Source organism: Vandammella animalimorsus (assembly GCF_002288875.1).
GTDB classification, from domain to species: Bacteria; Pseudomonadota; Gammaproteobacteria; order Burkholderiales; family Burkholderiaceae_C; genus Lampropedia; species Lampropedia animalimorsus.
The window spans coordinates 69,531-95,358 of sequence record NZ_NTBH01000005.1; the positions used below are offsets into that span (position 1 = coordinate 69,531).

Sequence of the window (25,828 nt, forward strand, 5' to 3'; positions counted from 1 at the left end):
ATTCCTTACTTCTTGACGGCGGCCACGACTTTTTCGGCCGCTTCGGCCATGGTGTCGGCGCTGATGATGGGCAGGCCGCTGTCGGCCAGCATCTTCTTGCCCAGCTCTTCGTTGGTGCCCTTCATGCGCACGACCAGCGGCACTTGCAGGTTCACGGCCTTGCTGGCGGTGATGACGCCGGTGGCGATGGTGTCGCACTTCATGATGCCGCCGAAGATGTTGACCAGGATGGCCTTGACCTTGGGGTTTTGCAGCATGATCTTGAAGGCTTCGGTGACCTTCTCGGGGGTGGCGCCGCCGCCCACGTCGAGGAAGTTGGCCGGCTCGCCGCCGAAGAGCTTGATGGTGTCCATGGTGGCCATGGCCAGGCCCGCGCCGTTGACCAGGCAGCCGATGTTGCCGTCCAGGCTGATGTAGGCCAGATCGAACTTGCTGGCTTCGACCTCGGCCGGGTCTTCCTCGTCCAGGTCGCGCAGGGCGACGATTTCCTCATGGCGGAACAGGGCGTTGGAGTCAAAGTTGAACTTGGCGTCCAGCGCGATGATGTTGCCCTTGCTGTCGCGGTTGAGCGGGTTGATTTCGACCAGGCTGGCGTCGGTGTCCATGTAGCACTGGTAGAGCTTCTTGCACACGTCCACGAACTGGGGCACGGAGTCTTCGGGCATGCCCACGCCCTTGGCCAACTCCTGGGCCTGGGCGTCGCTCATGCCAGCGAGCGGATCGACGAAGACCTTGACGATTTTCTCGGGTGTCTTGTGGGCCACTTCCTCAATGTCCATGCCGCCTTCGCTGGAGGCAATGAAGGCCACCTTCTGGCTGGCGCGGTCGGTCACGACCGAGAGGTAGTACTCCTGCTGGATGTCGGCGCCTTCTTCAATATAAAGGCGGCGCACCTTCTGGCCCTCGGCGCCGGTTTGGTGCGTAACCAGTTGCATGCCCAGAATCTGGCCAGCCAGGGTTTTCACGTCGTCCAAGGTCTTGGCCACTTTCACGCCGCCGCCTTTGCCGCGACCGCCAGCGTGGATTTGCGCCTTGACCACCCACACCGGGCCGCCGAGCTTTTGCGCGGCCTCGACGGCCTCTTGCACGGTGAATGCGGGGATGCCACGGGGCACAGGCACCCCGAACTTGCGCAAGATTTCCTTGCCTTGGTACTCGTGAATCTTCATGAGAGATCTCTTAGGGAGGGGAAGTGGAAAGAATGAATGCGGCCAGTGCGCAGCAGCCATGCTGCACTCCGCCGCGGCCCAGTCAGGCCCGGCCAGCAAGTGCCGCCGGAGATGGGGAAATGGCGAGAAAGCATGTGCGCTGCAGCCCGCCAATGTGCAACATGCTCATGTATCATGCCCGGCCGATGCGCAGCAGCCATTGGCTGTGCCGGCCGGGCATGAGTGCCGGGCGCGCGCATTGTACGCCGCCCGCTGGCGCGCGCGCAACGCAGAGTCGGGGCTGTTGGCCGCGCGTCAGCAGACCTTCCCAATTGGGCGGCGCTGCGTTTTTGTATGCCTGGGCATTGGCCGTGCCGTGGCATGGCTCCATGCCACCCCTGTTCACCCCCCTGGAGGCCCTTCCAAGAGCCTGTTCACAAGAGAGGAAAGCCCATGGCGAAAATCTTCATCGATGGCGAGGCTGGCACCACCGGTCTGCAAATCCGCGAGCGCCTGCAGGGCATGGCGGGCGTGGAGCTGGTCAGCATCGACCCGGCGCTGCGCAAGGATCCCGAGGCCAAGCGCGCCATCATGGCTGGGGTGGATCTGGTTATCCTGTGCCTGCACGACGATGCGGCGCGCGAATCCGTGGCCATGATCGACGCGCTGCCCGGCCACAAACCGCGCATCATCGACGCCAGCACCGCGCACCGCGTGGCAGAGGGCTGGACCTACGGCTTTCCCGAGCTGTCGCCGGCGCAGCGCGCCGCCGTGCAGCAGGCCCAGCGCGTGGCCAACCCCGGTTGCTACGCCACTGGCGCCATCGCGCTGCTGCGCCCGCTGGTGGAGGCTGGCGTGCTGCCGGCCGACCACCCTGTGGCCCTGCCCGCCGTCAGCGGCTACACGGGCGGCGGTCGTCAGATGATCGAGGCCTACGAGGCCGGTCAGGCACCCGCCTATGAGCTGTACGCGCTGGGCCTGGCGCACAAGCACATTCCGGAAATCATGCAATACGGCCGCATCACGCGCCGGCCCATCTTCATGCCCGCCGTGGCCAATTTCCCGCAGGGCATGCTGGTGGAGCTGCCGCTGCACCTGGACGTGCTGCCCGGCCAGCCCACGCCCGAGCGCCTGGCCGAAATCTACGCCGCGCACTACGCGGGCAGCGAATGGGTCACGGCCGAGCCTGCCACCGACAACGGCAAGCTCGACGCCCTGGCGCTGAAGGACACGAACCGGCTGGAAATCCGCGTGTTCGGCAACCCGCAGCACCGCCAGGCCGTGTGCGTGGCGCGGCTGGACAACCTGGGCAAGGGCGCCAGCGGCGCGGCGGTGCAAAACCTCAAGCTGATGCTGGGGCTGGCTTGAGTCGTCGGCCTCTTGCCGCTGCCACAGCCGAACGCTCCCGCACGTTTTCGCCATGGACATCGTCAGTTATCTCGTTGCCTTTGGCACCAGCGCCCTGCTGGCGCTGGCCACGCTGCTGCCCATCGCCAACCCGACCAGCACGGCGCCGATCTTTCTGTCGCTGACCGAAGGCGCCTCCGACAAGATGCGCCAGGAACTGGCGCGCCGCATTGCACGCAATGTCTTCTTGCTGATGGTGGGCGCCACGCTGCTGGGCTCGCTGGTGTTGGACGTGTTCGGCATCTCGCTGGACATCGTGCGCACGGCCGGCGGCCTGATCGTGACCAATATCGGTTGGCGGCTGCTGACCACCAACAGCGCCGAGTCGCCCCGAGCGGCCAAGATCGCGGAGAACTACACGCCCGAGATGGTGCGCTCGCAGGCGTTCTTCCCGCTCTCGTTTCCCATCACCTGCGGACCGGGCACCATCTCTGCGGCGATCACTGTCGGGGTCAGCCTGGCCTCGCCGTCCATTGCGCTGGCGGCTGTGCGCACGGCTGGCGCGGTGCTGGGCCTGGCGGGCATTGCCATGCTGATTTTCCTGAGCTACCGCTATGCGGAGTATTTGCTGCGCCTGCTGGGGGAGACGGGCACCGTGGTATTCTTGCGCCTCTCGGCCTTCATCCTGCTGTGCCTGGGGGTGCAGATCTTCTGGGATGGCGCGGGCAGCCTGCTGAGCGACGCCATCCGCACCGGCGTCACGCCGCTGGGGCCGATTGCGCAGCCCGCAGCGCCTGGCAGGCCGCCCAGCGCGGTGGACTCCTTGTATTGAGTTTGCCCATGACGACACCAAAACCCAATGCCAGCGCCGCCGCCGCGGCCACCATCTACCACAACAGCCGCTGCAGCACCTCGCGCAAGGCGCTGGAGCTGCTGCAGGCGCATGGCCTGCAGCCGCAGGTGGTGGAATACCTCAAGACACCGCTGACGCGCCAGCAACTGGCGCAGCTGATTGCCGCCAGCGGCCTGACGGTGCGCGAGGCCGTGCGCACCAAGGAGCCGTTGTATGAAGAGCTGCAACTGGCCCAGGCCGATGACGCGGCGTTGCTCGACGCCATGGCCGCGCATCCGGTGCTGCTCAACCGCCCCTTCGTCGTCACCGCCAAGGGCACGCGCTTGGCCAGGCCGGTGGATGCGCTGCTCGACATTCTGTAAGAGCCTGTCCCAAGCTGCGCCCCGGCTGCAGTGGCCGCAGTGGCCGGCGCGGGGTGCGTTCATCCAGGCGCATCTCCAAGCGCATCAGTACTGCATGCGCACGGTGTAGTCCAGCACCGTCTTGCCGCCGGCGGGCACTTCCACGCTCCATTGCGCCAGGCCGCTTGCGGCCTTGCTGTGCGGGTGGCTTTCCTTTTGCATGGTCCAGTGGCCGTGGATGGGCTCGACCACCTTGATGGTGGCTGGCACTTCCTTGGCGTTGCGCAGCTCGATCTGCACGCGGATTTCGTAGAGCTTGTCGCTGAGCTTGTCCACCGACAGGCGCTTCCAGGTGCCGTTCAGGTCGAAGGCGCTGCCCAGCTTCAGGCGCACCTGCTCATCCTTGGCCTTATGGTCGATGCGGTCCTCGCCGATGAACAGCGCGCGACCCTTGCTGTCGGCCTTGTACACGCGCACCACGCCCTTGGGCAGGGGCACGCCCAGGTCGCCACCCTTGTTGTCGAACTCGACGAACACATCCACCTTGCGCGGCTCGCCCAGCTCGGGGCTGTGGTTGGTGTCGGTGCCATACACCGAGTACCAATGCGGCTCGCCCTGCAGGCGGTATTCCTTGCGCAGCGGCACGCCGTTGGCCGAAAGCAGCGCCACCTGCTTGGTCTGCTGGCTGGCAATCGTCGTGGGGCGCGGCAGGGTGTAGAGGTGGTATTCGAACAAGGCCTCCTGCTGCATCGGCGCGGGGGCGGCCATGGCCGAGAGGCCGACGACTTCCATGTTCTTAGCGCGGTACCGCTCGGGCGGGGCGCGGCCCACGTCGCCGGCCACCAGCTGTAGCTGCGCGTTCTCGTAGGCCACGCCGCTTTGGTTGTCCAGCGTCACCCAGCCAGACAGGCCCAGGCTGTTCTCATCGTGCGCCAGCGTGGCCACGTAGTCGGCCCGCCAGCCGATGCCCTGCGTGAGGTAGGACAGATCCAGCAGCTGCGCGCCGGCCTGCGGTGCCTGCAGCGTCAGCACCAGCGTGGGCTGGTCGCGCAGCTGCGCGGGCACGCCGTCGAAAGCCAGGCGGGCGTTGGCCGGCAGGCCAGTCTCGACCCGGTCGGCGTACTGCAGCACGGGCATGCCGTTGTTGGACAACACAGTGGCGCTCTCGCGCTGCTCCTGCCCCGTGGCCGGATGGGTGCGGATGACCTGCACGCTGCGCCCGATGTATTTGTTCAGCAGCGATTGGTCGCTGAGCAGGTCGTAGTCGAAGTTCTGCTCCAGCAGCGCCAGCGCGCTGCCATCGCTGGCGCGCAGGCTGGCCGTCTCCGGCATGATCTTGGCCGAGACCTCGCGCAGCGCCACACGGTTGCTGCCCTGGCCGAGCGTGACGCGCCGCGTGTCGCGCACCAGCGCCAGCGCATCGTTGTAGATCGTCACTGCCAGCGATTCGCGGTCTTTGGCCGTGCTCTGAATTTCATCGGCGGGCGCTGCGGCCGCGCTGGCGGCCAGGCCTAACATGCAGGCCGGCAGGCCCAGCCATTTGAGGTGCGGTGCGGGGGTAGGCATGGTGTCTCACTCCTAGGTCTGTGGTTGGTCAAAATGCATTGTGGGCAGGCGTGCCACATCCCATGACGGTCTGCCAAAGCCTGCTCGATGGAGGTTTATACGTTCAAGTGTGCGGCACAGGGTTAAGCGCAGCGTTTTTTCTATTGCGTCCTGTGTCTGGCCTGCATACATACAATTGGCTGGCCTTTTCCATCCACTTTGGAGTACCGCATGAGCGAGCCGCTCTTGATTGCCAAGAATGCCCAGACTGAGTGCCTGCTGCTGCCTGCGCTGGCCAACCGCCACGGCCTGATCACCGGCGCTACGGGCACGGGCAAGACCGTCACGCTGCAGGCGCTGGCCGAGCAGTTTTCGCAGATTGGCGTGCCGGTGTTCATGGCCGATGTCAAAGGTGATCTTTCGGGCATCAGCCAGCCGGGCCAGGTGGGCGAGAAAATGGCCGCCATCTTGGCGCAGCGCGGCATCGCGCCGCCCCAGCCTCAGGCCGCGCCAGTGATGTTCTGGGATGTATTTGGCCGCAACGGCCACCCGGTGCGGGCGACGATCTCGGACATGGGGCCGCTGTTGCTGGCGCGCATGTTGGGCTTGAACGAGACGCAAAGCGGCATTCTGAGTATTGCCTTCCGCGTGGCCGACGAGGCCGGCTTGTTGCTGCTGGACTTGAAGGATCTGCGCGCCATGCTGCAGCACCTCAGCGACAACGCCGCGCAATACCGCACCACCTACGGCAACATCAGCGCCGCCAGCGTGGGCGCCATCCAGCGCGCGCTGCTGCAGGTCGAGGAGCAAGGCGCCGACCAGTTCTTCGGCGAGCCCATGCTGGACATTGCCGATTTCATGCAGACCGATGCCAACGGCCATGGCTACGTGAACATCCTGGCGGCCGAGCAGCTGATGAACGCGCCGCGCCTGTATGCGACCTTTTTGCTGTGGATGCTCTCGGAGCTGTTCGAGCACCTGCCCGAGGTGGGCGATGCCGACAAGCCCAAGCTGGTGTTCTTCTTCGATGAGGCGCACCTGCTGTTCAACGATGCGCCCAAGGTGCTGCTCGAACGCATCGAGCTGGTGGTGCGGCTGATTCGCTCCAAAGGCGTGGGCGTGTACTTCGTGACGCAAAACCCGGCCGACATCCCCGACAGCGTGCTGGCGCAGCTGGGCAACCGCGTGCAGCATGCGCTGCGCGCCTTCACGCCGCGCGATCAAAAGGCCGTGCGCGCCACGGCACAGACCATGCGCGCCAAGCCAGGGCTGGACATCGAAAAGGCCATTACCGAGCTGGCCGTGGGCGAGGCGCTGGTGAGCCTGCTCGACGCCAAGGGCAGCCCGGGCATCACCGAGCGCGCCTTTGTCGTGCCGCCAGGCAGCCAGCTGGGCCCCATCACGCCGGTGCAGCGCCAGCAGCTCATGGCGCAATCGCTGGTCGCTGGCGTCTATGAGCAGGCCGTGGACCGCGAATCGGCCTACGAGGTGCTCAAGCAGCGCGCCGAGCAGGCCCAACAGGCCGCCGAGGCCGCAGCGCAGCAAGGCGGCGGCGTGGCCGGCATGGTCAACGAATTCCTGTTCGGCAGCACGGGCCCGCGCGGCGGCAAAAAGGACGGGTTGGTGCAATCGGTCATCAAGTCCTCGGTGCGCTCGCAGGCCAACCGCATGGGCCGTGAGCTGCTGCGCGGCGTGCTCGGTGGCCTGCTGGGCGGCGGCAAGGGAAGGCGATGAGCCACCGCTGCCATCACCCCCCTGCCAAGGCAGCGCCACTCACGCGCCGGCGCAGCCTGGCCGCACTGGGCCTGGCGCTGGCCGGGCCGGCGATGCTGCGGCAGCCAGCCTGGGCGCATGGGCCGATCGATCAGCCAGCGCCAGTGCGCTTGCTGGTGGGCTTTCCCTCGGGCGGCGGTACCGACTTGCTGGCGCGGCTGCTGGCTGTGCATCTGGGCATGGCGCTGCAATGCCAGGTGCTGGTCGACAACCAGCCGGGCTCTGGCGGGCAGCGCGCCGCGCTGGCCCTCAAGGCGGCCCCGGCCGATGGCCAGACGCTGCTGCTTTCGCACACCCACACCATCAACATCCTGCCCATGACCATGCCTGAGCCGGGCTTTGATCCGCAGCAGGATTTCACGCCCGTGGCCGGGCTAGCTGGCTTTGTCGAAGCGCTGGCTGTCTCTGCCAGCCACCCGGCCCGCAACTGGGCCGAATACCTCGAATGGCTGCGCGCGCAGCCGCAGCAACTGGCCGTGGGCGTGCCTGCGACGGGCTCGATCCCGGAGTTTCTCGTCCAGTGCCTGCAGCGCAACCATGGCCTGCCCCTGCAGGCCGTGCCCTTTCGCGGCAGCGCGCCCATGCTGGCCGAACTGGTACACGGGCGCATCCAATCGGCCGTGGCCGCCATGCATGAACTCATGGAACTGCACCGCGCCCAGCGCATCCGCGTGTTGGCCGTGTTGGGCGCGCAGCGCCAGGCGGTGCTGCCCGAAGTGCCGACCTTTGCCGAGCTGGGCTTGCCAGGCTTTGAGCAGGCATCGTTTTACGGCCTGTACGCCCCGCACGACCTGCCCACGGCCACGGTGGCGCAGTGGGAGCAGGCCGTGCAGCAGGTGCTGGCCCTGCCAGAGGTGGCCCAGCAGCTGCGCGACTGGGGCATGAGCGTGCAGTACATGAATCGGTCCCAGCTGCAAGCACGCGAGGCCGACCACCGAAAGGCCTGGAAGCGCCTGATCTTTTGTGAAGGGCAAAAAGCCGACAGCTCAGCGGGCTGCAGCCGCTGTTGAGGCGGCCAGCCCCCAGCCTCAGCCCAAGGCGTTGGGCGCGCCTCTGCCTCAGCTTGGGTATTTTTCATCGCCACGCTGCGGCGGGGCGCTTGCGGGCCATCAGGCGCTGGCGGATGCAGGTCGCGCTGCCCAGACCAGTTGCGCTGCGGCCAGGTCTTCAAGCGCATTGCCCACGGCCTTGAAGACGGTGCGCTCGCTGGCGTTGGCGCGGCCCGTGCGGCTGCCGCGGCAGAGCTGAAACAAATCGCCCTGCAGGGCCTCGCGCTGCCAGGCGCCGGCCTCGATGGCGCGCAGCAAATCGCCGGCTTTTTGCAGCGCCTCGTCGGTATCGACAAACACCCGCGCCTGGGCCAAGCAGCCTGGTGCGGCCTCTTGCATGGCAGGCGTGAAGCTGCCAATCAGGTCCAGGTGTGCGCCCGGCGCCAGCCATTGCGGCTCAACCAGCGCCTGCTGCGAGAGCGTGGCGCAGCTGATGATGTCGGCCGCGGGCACGGCCTGCGCCAGTTCGGTCACGGCCTGGGCGTCCCAGCCCTGCTCGCGCCACTGTGCGGCCAGGCGCTGCGCGCCCTCGGGGCGGTGGTTCCAGACGCTGACGCGGGCAATCGGGCGCACGGCGGCAAAGGCTGCCGGCAACATGCTGGCCACGCGGCCAGCGCCCAGCACCAAGAGGTGCGCGGCGTCCTCACGCGCCAGAAAGGCTGCGCCCAGCGCTGCGGCCGCTGCCGTACGCCGCGCGGTGATGACATCGCCATCCATCAGCGCCAGCGGCACGCCGGTATGGGCGTCGTAGAGCAGGTAATTGGCGTGCAGCCCGGGCAGGCCGCGCTGGGCGTTGCCGGCAAAGACATTGACGATCTTGATGCCCATAAAGCCGGCCTGCAGATCCCAGGCGGGCATGATCAGCGTCGTGCCCTGGGCTGGCTCGCCGATGGGGTGGATATGGCGCTGCGGCACGGTGATCGGCCCACAAAAGGCGGCTCGCAAGGCAGGCACCAGACGCTCAAAGGGCAGGGCGGCTGCGGTGGCTTCGGCGGTGAAGATGTGCATGGCGGTTTTTCCGGTGGTTCAGTGATGGCTTGTCATTAGAGCGTGTTTGTACAGGCGCCTGGCTGGGCCTTGGGCCATGCGGCACAGCCCGTGCCGGGCCAAGGCGAATTTTGTCTGCGCCGAGCAAACAAATTGCTTGATAATGCCGCCCTCTGCGCACGGGCCGCAGCGGCATGGGCCGCTCGGCCCGTGCGCAGTATTCCATCCCCGCCAAGCGCAGGGCCGGGCAGGGATGGGTGGGGATGGTCGGGGCGGCTGGGCCGGCGCCATGGGGCGCGGTCAGAGGGCGCAGCCGGCCTTTTTGCTGTCTTGCGCGGCCGCCGATGGGGGCAGTCCGTGCAGATTTGTGAACCGCTTGGGAGTGCTGCACCATGCTGATCACCTTCATCGTTCTGTATCTGTTGGTCTCGGTCGGCATTGGCCTGTGGGCTGCGCGGCGCGTGAACAACACCACGGACTACGCCCTGGCCGGGCGCCACTTGCCGCTGAGCATGGTGGCCATCGTGACCTTTGCCACTTGGTTTGGCTCGGAGCTGGTGCTGGGCGTGTCGGCCGAGTTCGTCGATGGCGGCCTGGCCGCCGTGGTGAAAGACCCGTTTGGCGCGGGCCTGTGCCTGGTGCTGGTGGGCATGTTCTTTGCCCGCAAGCTCTACCAGAAAACCCTGCTGACGCTGGCCGATTACTACCGCCAGCGCTTTGGCAAGGGCATCGAGGTGGTGTGCTCGCTGATCATCATCTTCAGCTATCTGGGCTGGGTGGCGGCGCAGATCACGGCGCTGGGCCTGGTGTTCAACATGCTCTCGGCGGGCGCGATCAGCTTTTTCTGGGGCATGGTGATTGGCACGGCTGTGGTGCTGGTCTACACCATGTACGGCGGCATGTGGTCGGTGGCGCTGACCGATACCATCCAGATGATCGTCATCGTGGTGGGCCTGCTGGCCGTGGCCTGGTATGCCGCCGATTTGGCCGGCGGCGCGGGGCGCGTGATCGACTATGCCGCCAGCGAGGGCAAGTTCAAGATGTTCCCAGACTGGGGCGACGGGCGCGGCTGGCTGTTCTTCATTGCCTCGCTGATCACCATGATGCTGGGCTCGATTCCGCAGCAGGACGTGTTCCAGCGCGTCATGGCGGCCAACAATGCCGATGCGGCCGTGCGCGGGCCCATCATCGGCGGCACGTTCTACATCGTCTTTGGTTTTGTGCCCATGTTCATCGCCACTGCGGCGGTGCTGATCCTGCCCAATGTGCAAGCCATCATCGACAAGGACGTGCAGTACGTGCTGCCCACGCTGGTGCTGCAGCACATGCCGATGCTGCTGCAGGTGGCGTTTTTTGGCGCGCTGCTCTCGGCCATTACCTCCACCACGGCCTCCACGCTGCTGGCGCCTTCGACCACCTTCGTGGAAAACATCCTGCGCAACATCAAGCCGGGCATGAGCGATGCGCAAACCCTCAAGGCCATGCGCTTGAGCGTGCCGGTGTTCACCGCCATGGTGCTGGTCTATGCGCTGACCATGGAGGGCAAGTCGATCTATGAGCTGGTGGCCGAGGCCTACCAACTGCCGCTGGTAGGCGCCTTCGTGCCGCTGGTTTTCGGCCTGTACTGGCAGCGCGCCACCACGCAAGGGGCGGTGCTGTCGGTGGTGTTCGGCATCCTGGTCTGGGGGGCGATTGCACTGTCGGGCCTGCTGGCGGCCAGCTACCCCGAGACTTGGGGCGCCAATGCCGCGATCGCCGCCCTGGCGGCTTTTGGCGAGCTGGTGCCGCAGCAGCTGGCGGGCGTGGTTGGCGCGGCTGTGGCGATGGTCGTGGGCTCGCTGATGCCGCAGTTCATCGCCGACACCAAGGAAAAGCCGCACCAGCTCGACGCGGCCAGCCCGCTGCCGGCCTGATGGCCTGGCCGGCGACCAGAAGAGGCTCTCAGAGTCTGCCCTCAAAGTCGCCGTGAGCAGCGCTTGCACCAGGCCGCCCGAGCGTGGGGGTGTGCGCGGCGCAGGGTTTTGAGGACAGGCCCTCAGGGCAGGCTGGACGCCACCGGCAACTTGGTGCCGGCAATGGCGCGCTCAAGGGTGACGCCACTGCGAAAGCGAAACAGCTTGGCCGGCCGCCCGGCATGGCCCAGGGCCATGGCGCCGGTTTCCTCAATCAGCTGCTGCTGCTCGACCAGGCGGCGGAAGTTCTGTTTGTGCAGCAAGCGACCGGTGATGGCTTCGGCCGCTTGCTGCAACTGCAGCAGCGTGAAGTGCTCGGGCATGAGCTCGAACACCACAGGCCGATATTTGAGCTTGGCGCGCAGCCGCGCCATGCCGGTGGCCAGGATGCGCCGGTGGTCAAAGCGCATCGCCAGGCCCGGCAGCGGTGCGTTGTCGGCCCGTGACTGGCCGCTGCGCTGCGCCTCGGCCACCAGACCGGCTTCGTAGAGCAGTTCATAGCGGTGCAGCACGAAATCCTCATTCCACGGCATGGCCCCCAGGCCAAAGGCGCTGTCCGCGCGTTGCTGGCGCGCCTGCCGCACCGTGCCATCGGGCGTATTGCCGCACCAGGCGTGCAACGCCGCGGCGATGCGCTGCTGCAGCGCCAGCGCCCATTCGCTGCGGCAGTCTTCCCAGGGAAAGTAGTCGTACCAGTTGCGCCAGGCGGCGTGTTCGGCTGCGGTGTTGAGCGAGTCGGCCTGCGTGGCCTGCTCGCGCGTCAGCCCCAGGTAGCTGATGGCTATGTGCCGGGCTTCGGGCATGGCAGCTGCCATATCACCGGGCGCGTGAGCTTCGTGTTGCAGCCGGCCCAGGTCGGCAAAGGTGTAGAGCTGCTCGATGTAGCCGATGGGGTGGTGGGTTTCGGATTCGATCCAGGCGCGCATGCCCTGTTGCAGCGAGCGGTGCGTGACGGTGAACGGCCCGCAGGGCAGTGACTGGCCGTGGCCCGTGGTCATGATGCGCGGCTGGCCGTTGGCCACGGCCACCAGCACCGCCACCAGCTCGACCTGCATGGCGTGCGAGGCCGCAGGCGCCGCTGGCATGCGCGGCGCGGCCGATGCCTGGCTGGGGTGCGGTGCGGGCTTGGCGCGCCCTGCTGTCATGGCCGCGGCCCCGCTGCGCCGCCGCCGGGCCGCAGCCATGGCGCGGCCCAGCCCAGCCCGGCGCGCGTGCTGCTGCGCGGGCGGTATTCCAGCCCGACCCAGCCGCTATAGCCAGCTGCATCGAGCTGGCGCAGCAGCGCCGGTCCATCGACTGCGCCGGCATCGGGCTCGCAGCGGCCGGGTACTGCGGCGATTTGCACATGGTGCAGCAGGCCGCTGCTCAGGCCGCGTTGCAGCTCTGCCTGGGCATGACCCTCGGTCATCTGGCAGTGGTAGAGATCCAGCTGCAGGCCCAGCAGGGGGTGGCCGATCTCTTGCAGCGCTGCCAGCGCTTGCTGTTGGGTGTGCAGCCAGTAGCCGGGCATGTCCTGGCGGTTGATGGCCTCAATCAACAGCACGATGGGCGCTGCGCCCGGGCTGTGCCGTCTGGCGGCGCGTTCGGCGGCCCAACTCAGCCGGTGCAGCCATTGCTGGCGCAGGTTGCCGCCATGCGCCAGCTGGCCCGGGTGCGTGCCGGACATGACGTGGATGCGGCTGCAGCCCAGCGCCTGGGCGTAATCCAGCGCCAGCTCAATGCCGTATTCGAACTCGCGCTGCACGCCCGGCAGGCTGGCCGTGCCGCGCGAGCCTGCGGCCCAGGCGCTGCGCACCGCCGCCAGCGTGCCGCCGCCGGCAGGGGCGTTGAAGAGCACCTGCTGCAGCCCATGCGCGCGCAGTTGCTCGGCCAGCCAGCCGGGCTCCCACTCGTAGGGGGACAAAAACTCCACCCCGCCAAAGCCATCCTGTGCAGCGGCGGCCAGGCGCGCCTCGAAGGGTAGCTCTTGGTACAGAAAGCTCAGATTGGCAGCCAGGCGGGGCATGTGGGCGTGGTGGTTTTGTCTCTTGCGCTGTGGCCCGGTGTGGGTGCGTTCAGCGCTCCAGGTGGAATACGGCGGTGGTGGCGCGCAGGTTGATCAGCCTGCGCACCGGCTGGCCAGCGCGCAGGCCAAAGGCGTCGCGGATGCGCAGCTGGTGTTTGCGCGCCAGGATCTCGAAATCCTTGAAAGTGCCCACGCGGATGTTGGGCGTGTCGTACCACTGGTAGGGCATGCGCCGCGTCACCGGCATGCGCCCGCGCAGCACTGAGAGGCGGTTGGCCCAGTGCGCAAAATTGGGGAAGGCGATGATGCCAGCGCGGCCTACGCGCACGGTCTCCTGCAGCATGGTCTCGGCATTGTGCAGGTGCTGGAAGGTGTCGATTTGCAGCACCACGTCGAAGCTGTCATCGGCGAAGATGGACAGGCCGCGGTCGAGGTTCATCTGCAGCACGTTCACGCCACGGCGCGCGCAGGCCAGCAGCTTGGCGTCGTCGAGCTCGACGCCGTAGCCACTGCAGTTGCGCTCTTTCTGCAGGTACTCGAGCAGCGCGCCGTCGCCGCAGCCCAGGTCCAGCACGCGCGAGCCAGCCGGCACCAGCGCGGCAATGGCGGCCATGGTTTGGTTGTCGCTCATGGCTGCCCCTCCTGCGCGAGCTCGCCCGCGATGCGGTTGAAATAGGCCGCCACCAGGTTGTGGTAGCGCGGGTCGTCTAGCAAAAAGGCATCGTGGCCGTGTGGCGCGTTGATCTTGGCGTAGCTCACATCGCGTTGGTTGTCCAGCAGGGCCTTCACGATCTCGCGACTGCGCGCAGGCGAGAAGCGCCAGTCGGTCGTGAAGCTGATGACCAGGAACTTGGCCTGCGCGCGTGCCAAGGCGGCGCTGAGCTGGCCATTGAAGGCGCGCGCCGGGTCGAAATAGTCCAGCGCGCGGGTGATGAGCAAATAGGTGTTGGCGTCGAAGTATTCGCTGAACTTGTCGGCCTGGTGGCGCAAGTAGCTTTCGATCTGGAACTCGATGTCCTGCGTGCTGTAGCGCACGTCCAGCCCGCTCAGTAGCTGGCGACCGAATTTCTGGTTCATCACGTCGTCGGACAGATAGGTGATGTGCCCGACCATGCGCGCAATGCGCAGCCCGCGCCTTGGCACGACGCCGTGTTCGTAGAAATGCCCGCCGTGGAAGTCCGGGTCGGTGACGATGGCGCGGCGCGCCACCTCGTTAAAGGCGATGTTTTCGGCCGTCAGGTTCGGCGCGCTGGCGATGACCACTGCATGGCGCATGCGCTGCGGATATTGCAGAGTCCACGACAGCGCCTGCATGCCCCCCAGGCTGCCGCCCATGACGGCGGCCAGCTGCTCAATGCCCAGCGCGTCGAGCAGGCGCGCCTGCGCATCGACCCAGTCCTCCACCGTGACGACGGGAAAATCCGCGCCCCAGGCCTTGCCCGTGGCCGGGTTGGTGTGCATCGGCCCGGTCGAGCCAAAGCACGAGCCCAGGTTGTTGATGCCGATGACGAAAAAGCGATTGGTATCGACGGGCTTGCCCGGGCCGATCATGTTGTCCCACCAGCCTGCGCTTTTGGGCTGGCCCTCGTACATGCCCGCCACATGGTGCGAGGCATTGAGCGCGTGGCAGATCAGCACCGCATTGCTGCGCTGGGCGTTGAGCTGGCCGTAGGTCTCATAAGCCAGGGTGTAGCGCTCCAGGCGCTGCCCGCTTTGGAGCGGCAGCGGCCGGGCAAACGCCATGGACTGCGGCTGGGCGATGAAGGTCATGGTGCAAGAAAACAAAAAGCCGGCTTGCTAAAAACAAGCCGGCTGCCGTTGGGATGCGCTCACATTGCACGGGCCATGTCTTTAGCAGTATTTGTAAAGCGCCCGCAAGCGTTGCAAATCAGCGCATCGAAAGGCAACTATAGCAGCTTTGCACCTGCCCGCCAGGCTGTGGGACGCTGTGAAACGATTGCGGATGCCCTGCACGAATCGCAGCGGCAATTGGCAATCAATTTTTAACTGACTGCGGCTGATACGCATGGTTACCAAAAAACCTGCTGCAAGTGCGAAAAAGCAGTGTTTTTACTGATTGGTGCAGTGCTGCGGCCAAGGTCCTTCAAGTGTTTGTCAGTGATAATGGCCGCAGGCTGCAAAGCCTGAATCGGTATGCGGTGTTTGATGGTTTCGTGCGCAGTTCAAGAGATGTTCGCTCATGCGGCTCCGGGGCCCCATCGCTTGAGAAAATCTTTTGAAGGAGTCCGTAATGGGCAACAAACTTTATGTTGGCAATCTGCCGTATTCTGTTCGTGATGAGGAGCTCGAACAGACTTTCAGCCCATACGGCACGGTCGTCAGTGCCAAGGTGATGATGGAGCGCGACACAGGCCGCTCCAAAGGCTTTGGCTTTGTGGAAATGGGCAGCGACGCCGAAGCCCAGGCCGCCATCAACGCCATGAATGGTCAATCCATGGGTGGCCGCAGCGTGGTCGTCAATGAGGCCCGCCCGCTGGAGCCGCGCCCGCCGCGCAATGGCTTTGGCGGCAACCGCCGCGAAGGCGGTCTGCGCAGCCCCTACGGCAGCGGTCCGCGTGGTGGCGGCCATGACAGCGGCTACTGATCGCTTCAGCCCCTGATGAACCAACCGGCCTTTGGGCCGGTTTTTCATTGCTGACCGTGGGGCAGGTCCTCATGGCTGAGCCCTGCATCTTGCGCTAGGATGGAGGCGCTTTTTTGCTGCAATTTCAGCCCAGCAGCTCGCGACAATGGGGCGGGCTCTCACACCATGAAGCGTTTCTTTTTGATCTTCGTCCTTTTGCAGTTGCTGCTGTTCGGCCTGAACATGCTCAACAGCGTACAGCAATCTGTGGTTTTGCCGTGGACTTCACTGCTGGCGCAGATGTGCGCCTATTTGGTGACGACGTTTGATGCCACTGCAATGGCCTCTGGCAAGGTGCTGTGGAACCCCAGCACAGGCTTTGGCGTCTCCATCGAACCCGGCTGCAACGGTGTTGAGGCTTGCATCGTGCTGTTCTCCGCCATCATGGCCTACCCTTCGAGCTGGCGGGCCAAGCTGGTGGGCATCGTGCTGGGCTTTGTGGCCGTTCAAGCGGTCAATGTGGTGCGCGTCATCAGCCTGTTCTACCTGGGGCAGTGGGATGAGGCGGTGTTCAAGTTTGCGCACGAATACCTGTGGCAGGCGCTGATCATGATCGACGTGCTCATCGTCTGGCTGCTGTGGGTGCGCAGCCTGCAGCGCCCGGCGGACGATGCCAGCGATGATGTGGGCAGCACCACACCGCCCCCGGGCGGCGGTGGCAGCCCTGGTGAGCTTGTCCATGCCTGAGACCACGACACCCCCGTCCTCGCCAGCTGCGCAAGCGGCTGCGCAGATTTCTACCTCCTCGGCAGCCACCTTGCCCGAGCGACCGGTGCGCCCGCCCCGGTCGCCAGCGCCTGCAGCCGCCGCAGAGCCTGCGGTTGCAACTGCGCCGCCGCCTGTGGCCCAGCCAAGGGTGGTGCACAGCAAGCCGGTGCGCATGCCCGTGTTTGCGGCCACGGCATTCGCCTGGATGGCCGTGCTCATTGCCGTGTGGATGTTCGTCAAGCCCTGGACGTCCTACCCCGTCAGTTTCATGGCCGCCACGGCCCTGGAGTTGGGTGCGCCGGTCTGGGTGAGCAAGGCGCAGGTCATCGGCCATGCCCAGGCCGAGCAAGGCGATGGCGGAGCTGGGCATGTGCTGGTGGAGACCGGCATTGCCGTGCCTGTGCCCGAATCACAGGGCCGCCACGCGCAGGTTTTGCTGGAGGCCGACCCCTCGCGCTACGCCTATGGCCTGGCCATTTTCCTGGCTCTGCTGCTGGCTGCGCGTCAGCCTGGCTTGTGGCGCAAGGCCTTGGCGGGTTATTGCCTGCTGTTGCCGTTCCAGGCTTTCACAGTGGTTTTTTACATCCTCAAAGAGATCATCGTGGCCGCGCAGATCGACTATGCGCTGCTGCGCGTCAGCCCCTGGCAGGTCGAGGCCATCGTGTACGGCTTTCAACTGGGCACCCTGATCGTGCCGACATTGGTGCCAATTCTGGTCTGGCTGTGGTTGGACCGCCGGTTCTTCAACGAAGTCATCGTGCAGCGCTTTACCGCGCGGAGATCGTGAATGGGCGCTGGCCTTCGCCAGCCAGCCTCAGTTCTTCGCCAGAGCCTAAAGGCATTAAAAATGCCCGGCATTGTCAATGCCGGGCTTTATCAATGCCGGGCTTTAATTTGTGCGGATGTGGCCTGCTCAGGGCAGGTTCTCAGCAACCGAGCTGGTTGAAGATGGCGCTGAACTGGTTGTTGAGCTGCTGGCAGGACTGGCGCATGTTCTCCAGCTCTTGCTTGTTCAGCTTCTTCAGCTCTTCATTGAGCTGTTTTTTCTGCTCTTCCATTTGCTGTTGCAGTTGCTTTTGCATCGCAGCCTGCTGTGGATCAGTGCCGAGTTTGCTCATGCAGGCCTGGGTTTTGTCCAGATAAGCCTGGCATTCTGCGGGCATGACATTTTTTTCGCCGCAGGCGGTTACAGCAGCGGCCCCAGCCAATGCCAGGGCGATGGAAAAAAGGCGAATGCGCATGAAAAGTCCCTCAATGAAAGTGCGTTGAAATCGGCCGCTGCGATCCGAGCAGACTGCTCCCGAAGCGGCTGCTGTGCAGTGTACGGCAGCGGCTACTGGAGCTGGCCTGAATCATGCCGATCCAGCAGCTTGCGCACCATGTCCATGGGAAAGCCCCGCGCCAGCATGAAGCGGGCTTGTTTGGCGCGCAGCTTCTGGCGCTGTGGCGCATCCAGTGCGCGCATATCCTGTGCGCCGAATCTGGCTTGCCAGATGGCTTGCGCGCGCTGCCATTCGTCCTGCTGCAAATCCGCCAGCGTGCTTTGCACCAGCTCTCGGTCCAGCCCCTTGGCCAGCAGATCGCGCTGGATGCGGGCACTGCCATAGCGCGCCGCCTTTTGCCGCGCGATGGAGGCTGCCGCGCGGGCATCGCTGAGCAAACCCTTGGCCTGCAGCGATTGCAGCAGCGCATCCAGCTCTGCGGCGTGCTCGGCATGGGGGGCCAGCTTGCGGCGCAGCTCTTGCGTGCCGTACTCGCGCCGTGCCAAGGCACGCAAGGCGCGTGCGCCCAGTGATGGCGTGGTGCGGCGGCTGGCGCGGCCGCCTGCGGGGCTGGATTCGGCGGGTGCAGCCGGAGCCATGGCAGGTGTGGCACGGGCTGCGCCGCGCGCCGTGCGCGGCGGCGCTGTGGCCTCAGGCGATTGTAGCGAAGGGGCATCGGGCTTGGCCTGGCGCAGCCAGTCGGCCACGGATTTGGGTTGGGCCGCTTGGCCTTGCGCCGCACGTCGTGTCGTGGGCTTGGGCATCACTCGTCTTGCAGCACGCCGTCTTCGTCCACGCCATCGGGCAGCTCGGCCATGGTGGCGGCCACGACGCCCAGATTGGCACGGATCTTGTTCTCGATCTCGCGCGCCAGCTCCGGGTTTTCTTTCAGGAACTCTTTGGCGTTGTCGCGCCCCTGGCCGATCTTCTCGCCGTTATAGGAATACCAGGCGCCGGATTTGTCCACGATGCGGCCCAACACGCCCATGTCGATGATCTCGCCTTCGCGTGAGATGCCGCTGCCGAACATGATGTCGAACTGCGCCGTCTTGAACGGCGGCGAGACCTTGTTCTTCACCACCTTGACCTTGGTTTCATTGCCGATGACCTCATCGCCCTTCTTGATGGCGCCGGTGCGGCGGATGTCCAGGCGCACGCTGGCATAGAACTTCAGCGCATTGCCGCCGGTGGTGGTCTCGGGGCTGCCAAACATCACGCCAATCTTCATGCGGATCTGGTTGATGAAGATCACCATGCAGTTGGTCTTCTTGATGGTGGCCGTGAGCTTGCGCAGCGCCTGGCTCATCAGCCGCGCTTGCAGGCCGGGCAGCGCATCGCCCATGTCGCCCTCGATCTCGGCCTTGGGCGTCAGTGCGGCCACCGAATCGACCACCACCAGATCGACCGCGCCTGAGCGCACCAGGCTGTCCACCACCTCCAGCGCCTGCTCGCCCGTGTCCGGCTGGGAAATCAGCAAGTCCTTGACTTGCACGCCCAGCTTGCCCGCGTACTGCACATCCAGCGCGTGCTCGGCATCGACGAAGGCGCAGGTGCCGCCGAGCTTTTGCATCTCGGCAATGACTTGCAGCGTCAGCGTGGTCTTACCTGAAGACTCGGGCCCGTAAATCTCGATCACGCGCCCGCGCGGCAATCCGCCCACGCCCAGCGCCACGTCCAGGCCCAGCGAGCCGGTGGAGACAACCTGGATGTCCTGCGAGGCTTCTTCTTCGCCCAAGCGCATGATGGTGCCCTTGCCGAACTGTTTCTCAATCTGCGCCAGCGCCGCCTGCAGCGCCTTGGCCTTCTCTGAATTCGCGGTACTTGCGTTCATGGTGTGATCCCTTTGAGTCAATGGACGGAGCAACAATGCTGTGCTCAATGGAGTGCCAGTGTAGAAGAACGATCCTTTAAAAGAATCAATTTTTTAGTCAGTTTGCATGCCTATAGCGCTTGAATGGAAGGATGAATAGCCCCCAATTTGATAAGGAAATATCAATCAAATGTTTCGCGGGCTTGCGCAGCGAAGCCTGGAAACTGCAGCACGAAAGCAACATCTGACCCTGCAAAATGTGCGCAAACCCTTATCCAGCAAGGCTTTGCAACCTATGCAAAAAGCGGAAAGCGAGTAACTTCCGCTATGATGCAACCGCATGGCTGACGCCGATACCCAAGGTGAAGGCCCGGTGCAGCGGCACCCGCTTTATCCAGTGGTAGCTGCAGCTGCAATCTCCTCTCTTTGACTACGAGGCCCACGTGTGAAACGGCTTACCTCTGCGCTCTCCCCCATGGCCTACAAGCTCATCGTCACCAAGGAAGACCAGGTGATGCGTGAGCACGCCCTGGTCGCCCCGCTGACACACATCGGCCGCCGCCAGCACAACGACCTGGTGCTGGAAGACTCCACCGTCAGTGGCAAGCATGCTGTCGTGCGCATCAATGGCACGCAGCTGGACATTGAGGATGTGGGCAGCACCAACGGCACCTACGTCAATGGCGACCCTATTCCCGCCAAAGTGCGCCAGGATCTGCAGTTGGGTGACCGCATCGTCATCGGCCCCTACCGCATCAGCGTGCAACTGCAGATGGAAGGCAGCTGGGATACCGGCCAAAGCATCACCCCGACGTTGACGGCCAGCCACTTCGAGGAAACCCAGCCCGCCTCAGCCCTCGTGGCGCGCAGCCTGCCCGCGGCCATCGACATCGCCACTGGCGCCAACGCCGGCCGCCGCTTGATGCTCAACAAAATCGTCACCACCATCGGCTCGCCCGCCGTGGGCGTGCTGTCCTTCACGCACCGGCCCAACCACTACACCCTGACCAAGCTCGAAGGCGCGCAAGAGGCCTTCGTCAACGACCAGCCCATTGGCGCCAACAAGCCCATCCAGCTCAAGGACGGCGACCGCATCCGCATGGCCGCCATCGAGATGGTGTTTCGCCTGCTGCCTCCGGCAGCCTGAACCTCAGAGGCTTTGCAGCGGGGCTTGGGCAGCACAAGGCACCCCATCAACCCCACACGCTCATACCAAGCATCCATTCAAAAAGCGGCATGTCAGATCTGATATGCCGCTTTTTTGTATCTTTGGGCTGACAAAATTTGTCTTGCCAGCCCAAAACGTCAGCAGGTGACACAAATTGCAAGTAAGCTTTGCCAGAGTTGACAATAGCCTAACAGAAAGCTGACAAATCAGGGCTTTCCCTAGGGCGCCGCACCCTGGCACGCCGCTTGCGTTCATCATCGGCGTTGAACGAGGGGTTCAATAAATCAATCAACTTAGGAGTTTTGACATGAAAGCATCTCTGCAAAAAGGCTTCACGCTGATCGAACTGATGATCGTTGTGGCCATCATCGGTATTTTGGCTGCTGTGGCATTGCCTGCATATCAGGATTACACCGCTCGCTCGCAGATGGCTGAAGCCTTCAGTCTGGCTGGCGGCCAGAAGGGAACAGTGTCTGAGTTCCACACCAATACGGGTAATTGGCCATCCAATAATGCATCTGCTGGTATGGCGGCGCCTGCTTCTATCAAGGGCAAGTATGTGGCTCAGGTTGCGACTACTGGTGGTAGGATTACTGCTACGATGCAGGCTACTGGTGTTTCTCAAGGCATCCAAGGTAAGACTTTGACTTTGAGTGGTATTGCTGGCGCTACTGCTGGCTCCTATGACTGGCGGTGCAGCTCTAACGCCTTGGCCAAGTTTCTGCCTTCTTCCTGCCGTTAATTTGGTTGCTTGGGCGCAGTAGCCTTAAAGCCCGCCTTGTGCGGGCTTTTATTCATTATATGGGTTGTAGTAAGTACTCCGTTGTTCGCTGGCTGCTGCTCTGGCTGGCGTTGCTTGCCTGTGCAGGCCTCTGTTATGCGCCTGGCTTGCACGGCGGCTTTTTATTTGATGATTTTGCCAACCTTGCCCCATTGGGTAAGAGCGACGGGGGTGTGCATAATTTTGACACGCTGCGCGCTTATCTTCAGTCAGGGTTTGCAGGCCCCACAGGGCGCCCCATATCGTTGCTGAGCTTTTTGCTGGATGCGCGCGACTGGCCTGCCGATCCATTTTCATTCAAACGTACCAATTTAATCTTGCATGCCCTGTGTGCCACAATGATACTGGCATGCAGTGTGGTCATGTTGCGTGCTCTGTCGTGGCCTGAAAATCGAGTGTGGCCGGTTGCGCTATTGGGGGCGGCTCTATGGCTGTTGCATCCGTTGTGGATTTCTACAACTTTATACGCCGTACAGCGCATGGCGCAGCTCGCGGCATTGTTTGTGCTACTGGGGCTATGGGCGTGGTTGCATGGCCGTCAATACTTGCCATCTTCGCCTCGGCGAGCTTATGTATGGATGAGCTTGGCCGTCCTGTTCGGCACGGTACTGGCCGTCCTCTCCAAGGAAAACGGAATCTTATTGCCAGTATTGATTGGCGTGGTGGAGTGGGTACTGGCGAGCCAGCATGAAGTGACTCATGCCGCCAGGCCCTCTCTGTTTTGGCGCGTAATTTTTTTATATTTGCCAAGCATATTGGTGATTGGATATTTGCTGTCTTTGGTAGACTTCTCGGAAGATGCATGGCCTCACCGAGATTTTACTCAGCCGCAAAGACTGTGGACTGAAAGTCGCATCTTATGGGGCTATCTGGGTTTGCTTTGGCTTCCGCGTGTAGAGGCATGGGGCCTTTTCCAAGATGCATACCCTCTTTCTACTGGTTGGTTAGAGCCCGTCAGTACCTTGATGGCTGCCATAGGCCTGATCGGAGTGGTGGCGTTGGGTGTGTTCGTACGAAAAAAATATCCTTTGTGGAGCGTGGGCTTACTGTTTTTTTTGGCAGGGCACCTTTTGGAATCCACGACCGTGGGGTTGGAGTTGTATTTTGAGCATCGAAATTACCTGCCCGCTGCGTTTATGTTTTTGCCCCTCGGCCAGGCATTGTTTGGATTGTATGAGCGCAATGCGGGTTATTTGGCTGCGGCGCCTGGTTTGGTAATATTTACAGTTTTGTGTAGTCTGCTGTATGCGCGAGCTGCCCTGTGGAGTGATGTTGAGCATTTGCAGCTGCATTGGGCCTTGCGACAGCCACAATCTGCACGCGCCCAAGAGGCCCTGATCAGTTATCTGCTTGCACATGGAGAAGCAACGCAAGCAAGAAAGGTTCTAGAAGACGCATTGCAGCAAAAACCGCAAAGTAGCCTGCTGCACATTCGTAGATTGCTGATGGCAATCAGTGAAAACAGGGCGAGCGCTGGGGATTTTGAGCAGGCTGCACAAGTTTTTTCAAAAGCACGTATGGACGCCCAGTTGGCCAATGGCATCACCATACTGGTTGATGCAGTACGGCAAGCGCCTGTTGAATCAAGCCAAATAGTAGGCATGCAAAAGGTATTGACCGGTCTTCAGGAAAATCCAGGCTACCAGCGTAGTGAAATCGCTCGCTACGCCAATTTTCAAAAAGGTTTGCTGGAATTATCATTGGGAAGATTTGAGCAGGCAAACAATTATATGGAGAGGGCTATGCAAGAGGCCGCGCATCCAGATCTCGTTTTGCGAATCTTGAGAGAATTAGTTGAGTTTGGGCAGTATGCCAAAGCATTGGAGTTGATGCCTCTTGCAAAGATGGTGATGAAGCGTATTCCTGAAACGCAATTGGAATACGGCCGCACTACGTATCAGAATGAATTGGAGCATATCGATCAACATATTCGGCTGAATTCCAAGCGGGGCGTTTGAGGCGAAACTTTTAAAGGTAATGTGCGCATGAAGAAGAATGGTTTTAGCTTGATAGAACTGATGGTTGTGGTGGCTATTGTAGGCATCTTGGCCTCGGTGGCCATTCCTGCATACCAGTCCTACGTGGGACGCGCACAGCTTGCAGAGGCTTTCTCTTTGGCCAGTAGCGCACGTTCAGCCATGCATGAATTTCATGATCGCGCGGGAGCTTGGCCCTCCAGCAATATGAGTGCGGGCTTGGCTTCCCCTGGAAGTATTTCTGGAAAATACGTGGCTTCAGTGACAATCAGTGGGCCAAATATTGTGGCTCAGATGCGAAGTTCAAACGTGACAGCAGGCCTCGCTGGCAAGACATTGACATTGACGACCTCTGTCCATCCGAATGGCTCCTATGTTTGGGCATGCAGTAGTACGGCAGATAAAGTGTATTTGCCATCTAGCTGCAATTAATTTATTGTATTAAGAGTATGGGTGCAGGATGGCTTGGCAAGCAGATGAATGGCGGAATCGTGCTGCTGCCTCTATTGTTTTGCGTGATTATTTATTGGCAAGGCCTGCCTGGCGGTTTCGTATTTGATGATATTCCCAATATTAGGGAAAATGTAGCCTTGCAAAATATCAGTGGGTGGGATTGGCGGGCCATCCAAGATGCAGCTTGGTCCGGCGACGCCGGGGCGCTCAAGCGCCCGGTCAGCATGCTGACTTTCGCGCTCAACCATGCGGTCAGCGGCATGGCCCCATGGCCGATGAAGCTGAGCAACCTCGTCATCCACCTGCTGGCGGGCATGGGCTTTTACGTTTATGCGCTGGCCTTGGCTGGCGTGCTGGCGCGGCGTGATGTGGGAACGGCAAGCTCAGCGACTTGCAGCCGCCACTGGGCCAGACCGCTGGCGCTGCTGGCGGTGGCGCTGTGGTTGCTCCATCCGTTGCAGCTGACCAGCGTGCTGTATGTGGTGCAGCGCATGGCCAGCCTGGCGGCCCTGTTCATGGCCTGGGGATTGGCACTGTATGCCCTGGGCCGCCAGCGGCAGGTACAGGGGCATGCCGGCTGGGGCGCGTGGCTGATGATTGCCTCGGCCTGGGGCGTTTTTTTGCCGCTGGCGGCCCTGAGCAAGGAGAACGGCGTGCTGCTGAGTCCGCTGCTGCTGTTGACCGAGTGGCTGTTCTTCCGCTGGCAGGGCCTGGCACCCAAGGGTCGTCGCGCCTTGCAGGGGTTGCATCTGACCTTGTGCGTTCTGCCGGCCTTGGCGGTGCTGGCCTATCTAGCCTTGCATCCCCAGTGGATTCTGGGCAGCTACCGCATTCGCGATTTCACTTGGGAGGAGCGCTTGTACACCCAAGCGCGGGTGCTTTGGTTTTATTTGCGTCTGCTGGCGCTGCCCGACATCCGCCAGATGGGCCTTTACCACGATGATTTCGAGATTTCGCGCAGTCTGTGGGCGCCATGGTCCACCCTGCCGGCGATCATCGGCTTGCTGATGCTGGTATGGCTGGCATGGCGGCTGCGTCGGCACTGGCCGGTGCTGGCCTTTGCCGTCTTTTTCTTTCTGATCGGGCACGCCCTCGAGTCCAGCGTGTTGGGCCTGGAAATGGTGCATGAGCACCGCAACTATTTGCCCAGCTTCGGGCTGGCCTTTGCGGTGGCCTATGGGGCGGGCCTGGCATGGCAGCGTGGCCAGGCTGTGCGCCGTAGACGGCTGGCGGCAGCCTGTACGCTGGCCCTGCTGTGCCTGACGGCGCTGACTGCCTGGCGCGCGGTCGAGTGGAGCGATGATTTGCGGCGTGCCCTGATGGAGGCTGAGCACCACCCCCGCTCCGTGCGTGCGCTGACTGACGTGGCCGCCCTGCTGGGGACCAGGGCCTTGCATGCACCGGATGAATCCAGCCAGCGCCAGTTGCTCCAGGCGACGCTGGATTTTTACGCCAGGGCCGATGCCGTGCGGGGAACGCCCCAGTCGGCCGTGGGGCAGCTCGTGGCCCACAATCGGCTGGGCCGAGACAGCGACCCGCAGGCGGTGACGCAAGTGGCACAGTTACTGGCCACTCCGCCCCTGGCCGCTGCCACGCCGGAGGTCATCGTCAGCCTGATGCAATGCCAGCACCGGGGCCATTGCCGCTTCGAGATGGATGTCATTTTGGAGTTGGCGCATGGTTTGCTGGCCAACCCCCAAATCAGACCCATCGACCAGGCCAGGGTCAACACCATGCTGGGGCAGTTGTTCATTGACCGCGACGATTTGCCCACGGCGGCAGCCTTTCTTCAGGAGGCCTACCGAGCCGATGCCCAGAATCTGACCATAGCCCTGAATTTCGCTGTCATACTGGCCGACTTGGGCATGCAAGACGAAGCGCAAACTGTTTTAAATGAAATGACAGGTGCATCCTTGAGTCGAAGCCAGGTGCGGCGCATGAACGAGTTGCGCGCAAGGCTCAGCCCCTCGGATTCCCTGCGATAACTTCAGGTCACACCGCGCGCGGCTACACCGATATTTCCCCC

Annotated in this window: 25 protein-coding genes; 15 read left to right on the forward strand and 10 right to left on the reverse strand. The window is 63.3% G+C overall.

What is annotated here, in order from left to right:
* Positions 1-5: 5 nt before the first annotated feature.
* Positions 6-1,169 (reverse strand): ADP-forming succinate--CoA ligase subunit beta, encoded by a 1,164-nt coding sequence (gene sucC, locus CLI93_RS08580; protein ID WP_095542290.1) that lies wholly within the window; start codon positions 1,167-1,169, stop codon positions 6-8.
* Between the two features lie 432 nt (positions 1,170-1,601).
* On the opposite strand from sucC, the gene argC reads away from it, so the two are divergent.
* Genes argC through arsC form a run of 3 tightly spaced genes read left to right on the forward strand, consistent with a single transcriptional unit; the run spans position 1,602 to position 3,710 of the window.
* A complete protein-coding gene (argC, locus tag CLI93_RS08590; protein WP_095542288.1) occupies positions 1,602-2,516 on the forward strand; it encodes an N-acetyl-gamma-glutamyl-phosphate reductase in 915 nt (304 codons plus the stop codon).
* Between the two features lie 52 nt (positions 2,517-2,568).
* Positions 2,569-3,327 (forward strand): MarC family protein, encoded by a 759-nt coding sequence (locus tag CLI93_RS08595; RefSeq protein ID WP_095542287.1) that lies wholly within the window; start codon positions 2,569-2,571, stop codon positions 3,325-3,327.
* Positions 3,328-3,335: 8 nt separating this feature from the next.
* Entirely contained in the window at positions 3,336-3,710 is a 375-nt protein-coding gene (gene arsC, locus CLI93_RS08600; RefSeq protein ID WP_095542286.1) for an arsenate reductase (glutaredoxin), read from the forward strand.
* A gap of 84 nt (positions 3,711-3,794) precedes the next feature.
* Here the strand turns inward: arsC and CLI93_RS08605 are convergent, their stop codons facing one another.
* The gene (locus tag CLI93_RS08605) at positions 3,795-5,255 is read right to left on the reverse strand and encodes a DUF4139 domain-containing protein (protein ID WP_095542285.1); all 1,461 of its coding nucleotides are present in this window, start codon (positions 5,253-5,255) and stop codon (positions 3,795-3,797) included.
* A gap of 210 nt (positions 5,256-5,465) precedes the next feature.
* On the opposite strand from CLI93_RS08605, the gene CLI93_RS08610 reads away from it, so the two are divergent.
* Both CLI93_RS08610 and CLI93_RS08615 read left to right on the forward strand, forming a co-directional pair.
* On the forward strand, positions 5,466-6,968 hold the full coding sequence (locus CLI93_RS08610; RefSeq protein ID WP_095542284.1) for a helicase HerA-like domain-containing protein: 1,503 nt from the start codon (positions 5,466-5,468) through the stop codon (positions 6,966-6,968).
* On the forward strand, positions 6,965-8,017 hold the full coding sequence (locus tag CLI93_RS08615; protein ID WP_095542283.1) for a tripartite tricarboxylate transporter substrate-binding protein: 1,053 nt from the start codon (positions 6,965-6,967) through the stop codon (positions 8,015-8,017). Before CLI93_RS08610 ends, CLI93_RS08615 begins: the two co-directional genes overlap by 4 nt.
* A 99-nt stretch (positions 8,018-8,116) precedes the next feature.
* Here CLI93_RS08615 and lhpI read toward each other — a convergent pair whose 3' ends face one another.
* Positions 8,117-9,064: a bifunctional Delta(1)-pyrroline-2-carboxylate/Delta(1)-piperideine-2-carboxylate reductase gene (gene lhpI, locus CLI93_RS08620; RefSeq protein ID WP_095542282.1), complete on the reverse strand. Its 948-nt coding sequence runs from the start codon at positions 9,062-9,064 to the stop codon at positions 8,117-8,119.
* Between the two features lie 371 nt (positions 9,065-9,435).
* Here lhpI and CLI93_RS08625 point away from each other — a divergent pair, with 371 nt between their 5' ends.
* Positions 9,436-10,956 (forward strand): high affinity choline transporter 1, encoded by a 1,521-nt coding sequence (locus tag CLI93_RS08625; protein WP_095542281.1) that lies wholly within the window; start codon positions 9,436-9,438, stop codon positions 10,954-10,956.
* Positions 10,957-11,078: 122 nt separating this feature from the next.
* On the opposite strand, the gene CLI93_RS08630 is transcribed toward CLI93_RS08625, so the two are convergent.
* From CLI93_RS08630 to metX, 4 genes are read right to left on the reverse strand one after another with little or no spacing between them, the layout of a single operon-like run.
* Positions 11,079-12,080 (reverse strand): NUDIX hydrolase, encoded by a 1,002-nt coding sequence (locus tag CLI93_RS08630; protein WP_095542310.1) that lies wholly within the window; start codon positions 12,078-12,080, stop codon positions 11,079-11,081.
* A 56-nt stretch (positions 12,081-12,136) separates the two neighbouring features.
* Positions 12,137-13,000, reverse strand: coding sequence for a hydroxypyruvate isomerase family protein (locus tag CLI93_RS08635; RefSeq protein ID WP_095542280.1), 864 nt, complete (start codon positions 12,998-13,000; stop codon positions 12,137-12,139).
* A 49-nt stretch (positions 13,001-13,049) separates the two neighbouring features.
* The gene (metW, locus tag CLI93_RS08640) at positions 13,050-13,631 is read right to left on the reverse strand and encodes a methionine biosynthesis protein MetW (RefSeq protein WP_095542279.1); all 582 of its coding nucleotides are present in this window, start codon (positions 13,629-13,631) and stop codon (positions 13,050-13,052) included.
* Entirely contained in the window at positions 13,628-14,770 is a 1,143-nt protein-coding gene (gene metX, locus CLI93_RS08645; protein ID WP_095542278.1) for a homoserine O-succinyltransferase MetX, read from the reverse strand. The genes metW and metX overlap by 4 nt, the downstream gene beginning before the upstream one ends.
* 75 nt (positions 14,771-14,845) lie before the next feature.
* On the opposite strand from metX, the gene CLI93_RS15390 reads away from it, so the two are divergent.
* The 4 genes from CLI93_RS15390 (at position 14,846) to CLI93_RS15395 (ending at position 17,139) form a co-directional block, all read left to right on the forward strand.
* A complete protein-coding gene (locus tag CLI93_RS15390) occupies positions 14,846-15,007 on the forward strand; it encodes a hypothetical protein (RefSeq protein ID WP_172424262.1) in 162 nt (53 codons plus the stop codon).
* Between the two features lie 244 nt (positions 15,008-15,251).
* Positions 15,252-15,605: an RNA recognition motif domain-containing protein gene (locus tag CLI93_RS08650; protein WP_095542277.1), complete on the forward strand. Its 354-nt coding sequence runs from the start codon at positions 15,252-15,254 to the stop codon at positions 15,603-15,605.
* A 165-nt stretch (positions 15,606-15,770) separates the two neighbouring features.
* The gene (gene xrtH, locus CLI93_RS08655) at positions 15,771-16,331 is read left to right on the forward strand and encodes an exosortase H (protein WP_095542309.1); all 561 of its coding nucleotides are present in this window, start codon (positions 15,771-15,773) and stop codon (positions 16,329-16,331) included.
* Positions 16,324-17,139, forward strand: coding sequence for an exosortase H-associated membrane protein (locus tag CLI93_RS15395; protein WP_238945800.1), 816 nt, complete (start codon positions 16,324-16,326; stop codon positions 17,137-17,139). The genes xrtH and CLI93_RS15395 overlap by 8 nt, the downstream gene beginning before the upstream one ends.
* Before the next feature lie 139 nt (positions 17,140-17,278).
* Here the strand turns inward: CLI93_RS15395 and CLI93_RS08665 are convergent, their stop codons facing one another.
* The 3 genes from CLI93_RS08665 to recA form a co-directional block, all read right to left on the reverse strand.
* Complete coding sequence (locus CLI93_RS08665) at positions 17,279-17,593, reverse strand: hypothetical protein (RefSeq protein WP_095542276.1); 315 nt, start codon at positions 17,591-17,593, stop codon at positions 17,279-17,281.
* Between the two features lie 92 nt (positions 17,594-17,685).
* A complete protein-coding gene (recX, locus tag CLI93_RS08670; protein WP_095542275.1) occupies positions 17,686-18,378 on the reverse strand; it encodes a recombination regulator RecX in 693 nt (230 codons plus the stop codon).
* Positions 18,378-19,445: a recombinase RecA gene (gene recA / locus CLI93_RS08675; RefSeq protein ID WP_095542274.1), complete on the reverse strand. Its 1,068-nt coding sequence runs from the start codon at positions 19,443-19,445 to the stop codon at positions 18,378-18,380. The genes recX and recA overlap by 1 nt, the downstream gene beginning before the upstream one ends.
* Positions 19,446-19,869: 424 nt before the next feature.
* Here recA and CLI93_RS08680 point away from each other — a divergent pair, with 424 nt between their 5' ends.
* The 5 genes from CLI93_RS08680 (at position 19,870) to CLI93_RS08705 (ending at position 25,787) form a co-directional block, all read left to right on the forward strand.
* Positions 19,870-20,571, forward strand: coding sequence for an FHA domain-containing protein (locus CLI93_RS08680; RefSeq protein ID WP_124857713.1), 702 nt, complete (start codon positions 19,870-19,872; stop codon positions 20,569-20,571).
* 328 nt (positions 20,572-20,899) lie between these two features.
* Positions 20,900-21,334 (forward strand): pilin, encoded by a 435-nt coding sequence (locus CLI93_RS08685; RefSeq protein WP_095542272.1) that lies wholly within the window; start codon positions 20,900-20,902, stop codon positions 21,332-21,334.
* Positions 21,335-21,480: 146 nt separating this feature from the next.
* Positions 21,481-23,331, forward strand: coding sequence for a hypothetical protein (locus tag CLI93_RS14880; RefSeq protein WP_143326385.1), 1,851 nt, complete (start codon positions 21,481-21,483; stop codon positions 23,329-23,331).
* A 27-nt stretch (positions 23,332-23,358) separates the two neighbouring features.
* Complete coding sequence (locus CLI93_RS08700; protein ID WP_238945798.1) at positions 23,359-23,781, forward strand: pilin; 423 nt, start codon at positions 23,359-23,361, stop codon at positions 23,779-23,781.
* Between the two features lie 245 nt (positions 23,782-24,026).
* Positions 24,027-25,787, forward strand: coding sequence for a tetratricopeptide repeat protein (locus CLI93_RS08705; protein WP_172424260.1), 1,761 nt, complete (start codon positions 24,027-24,029; stop codon positions 25,785-25,787).
* The last annotated feature ends 41 nt before the right edge of the window (positions 25,788-25,828 follow it).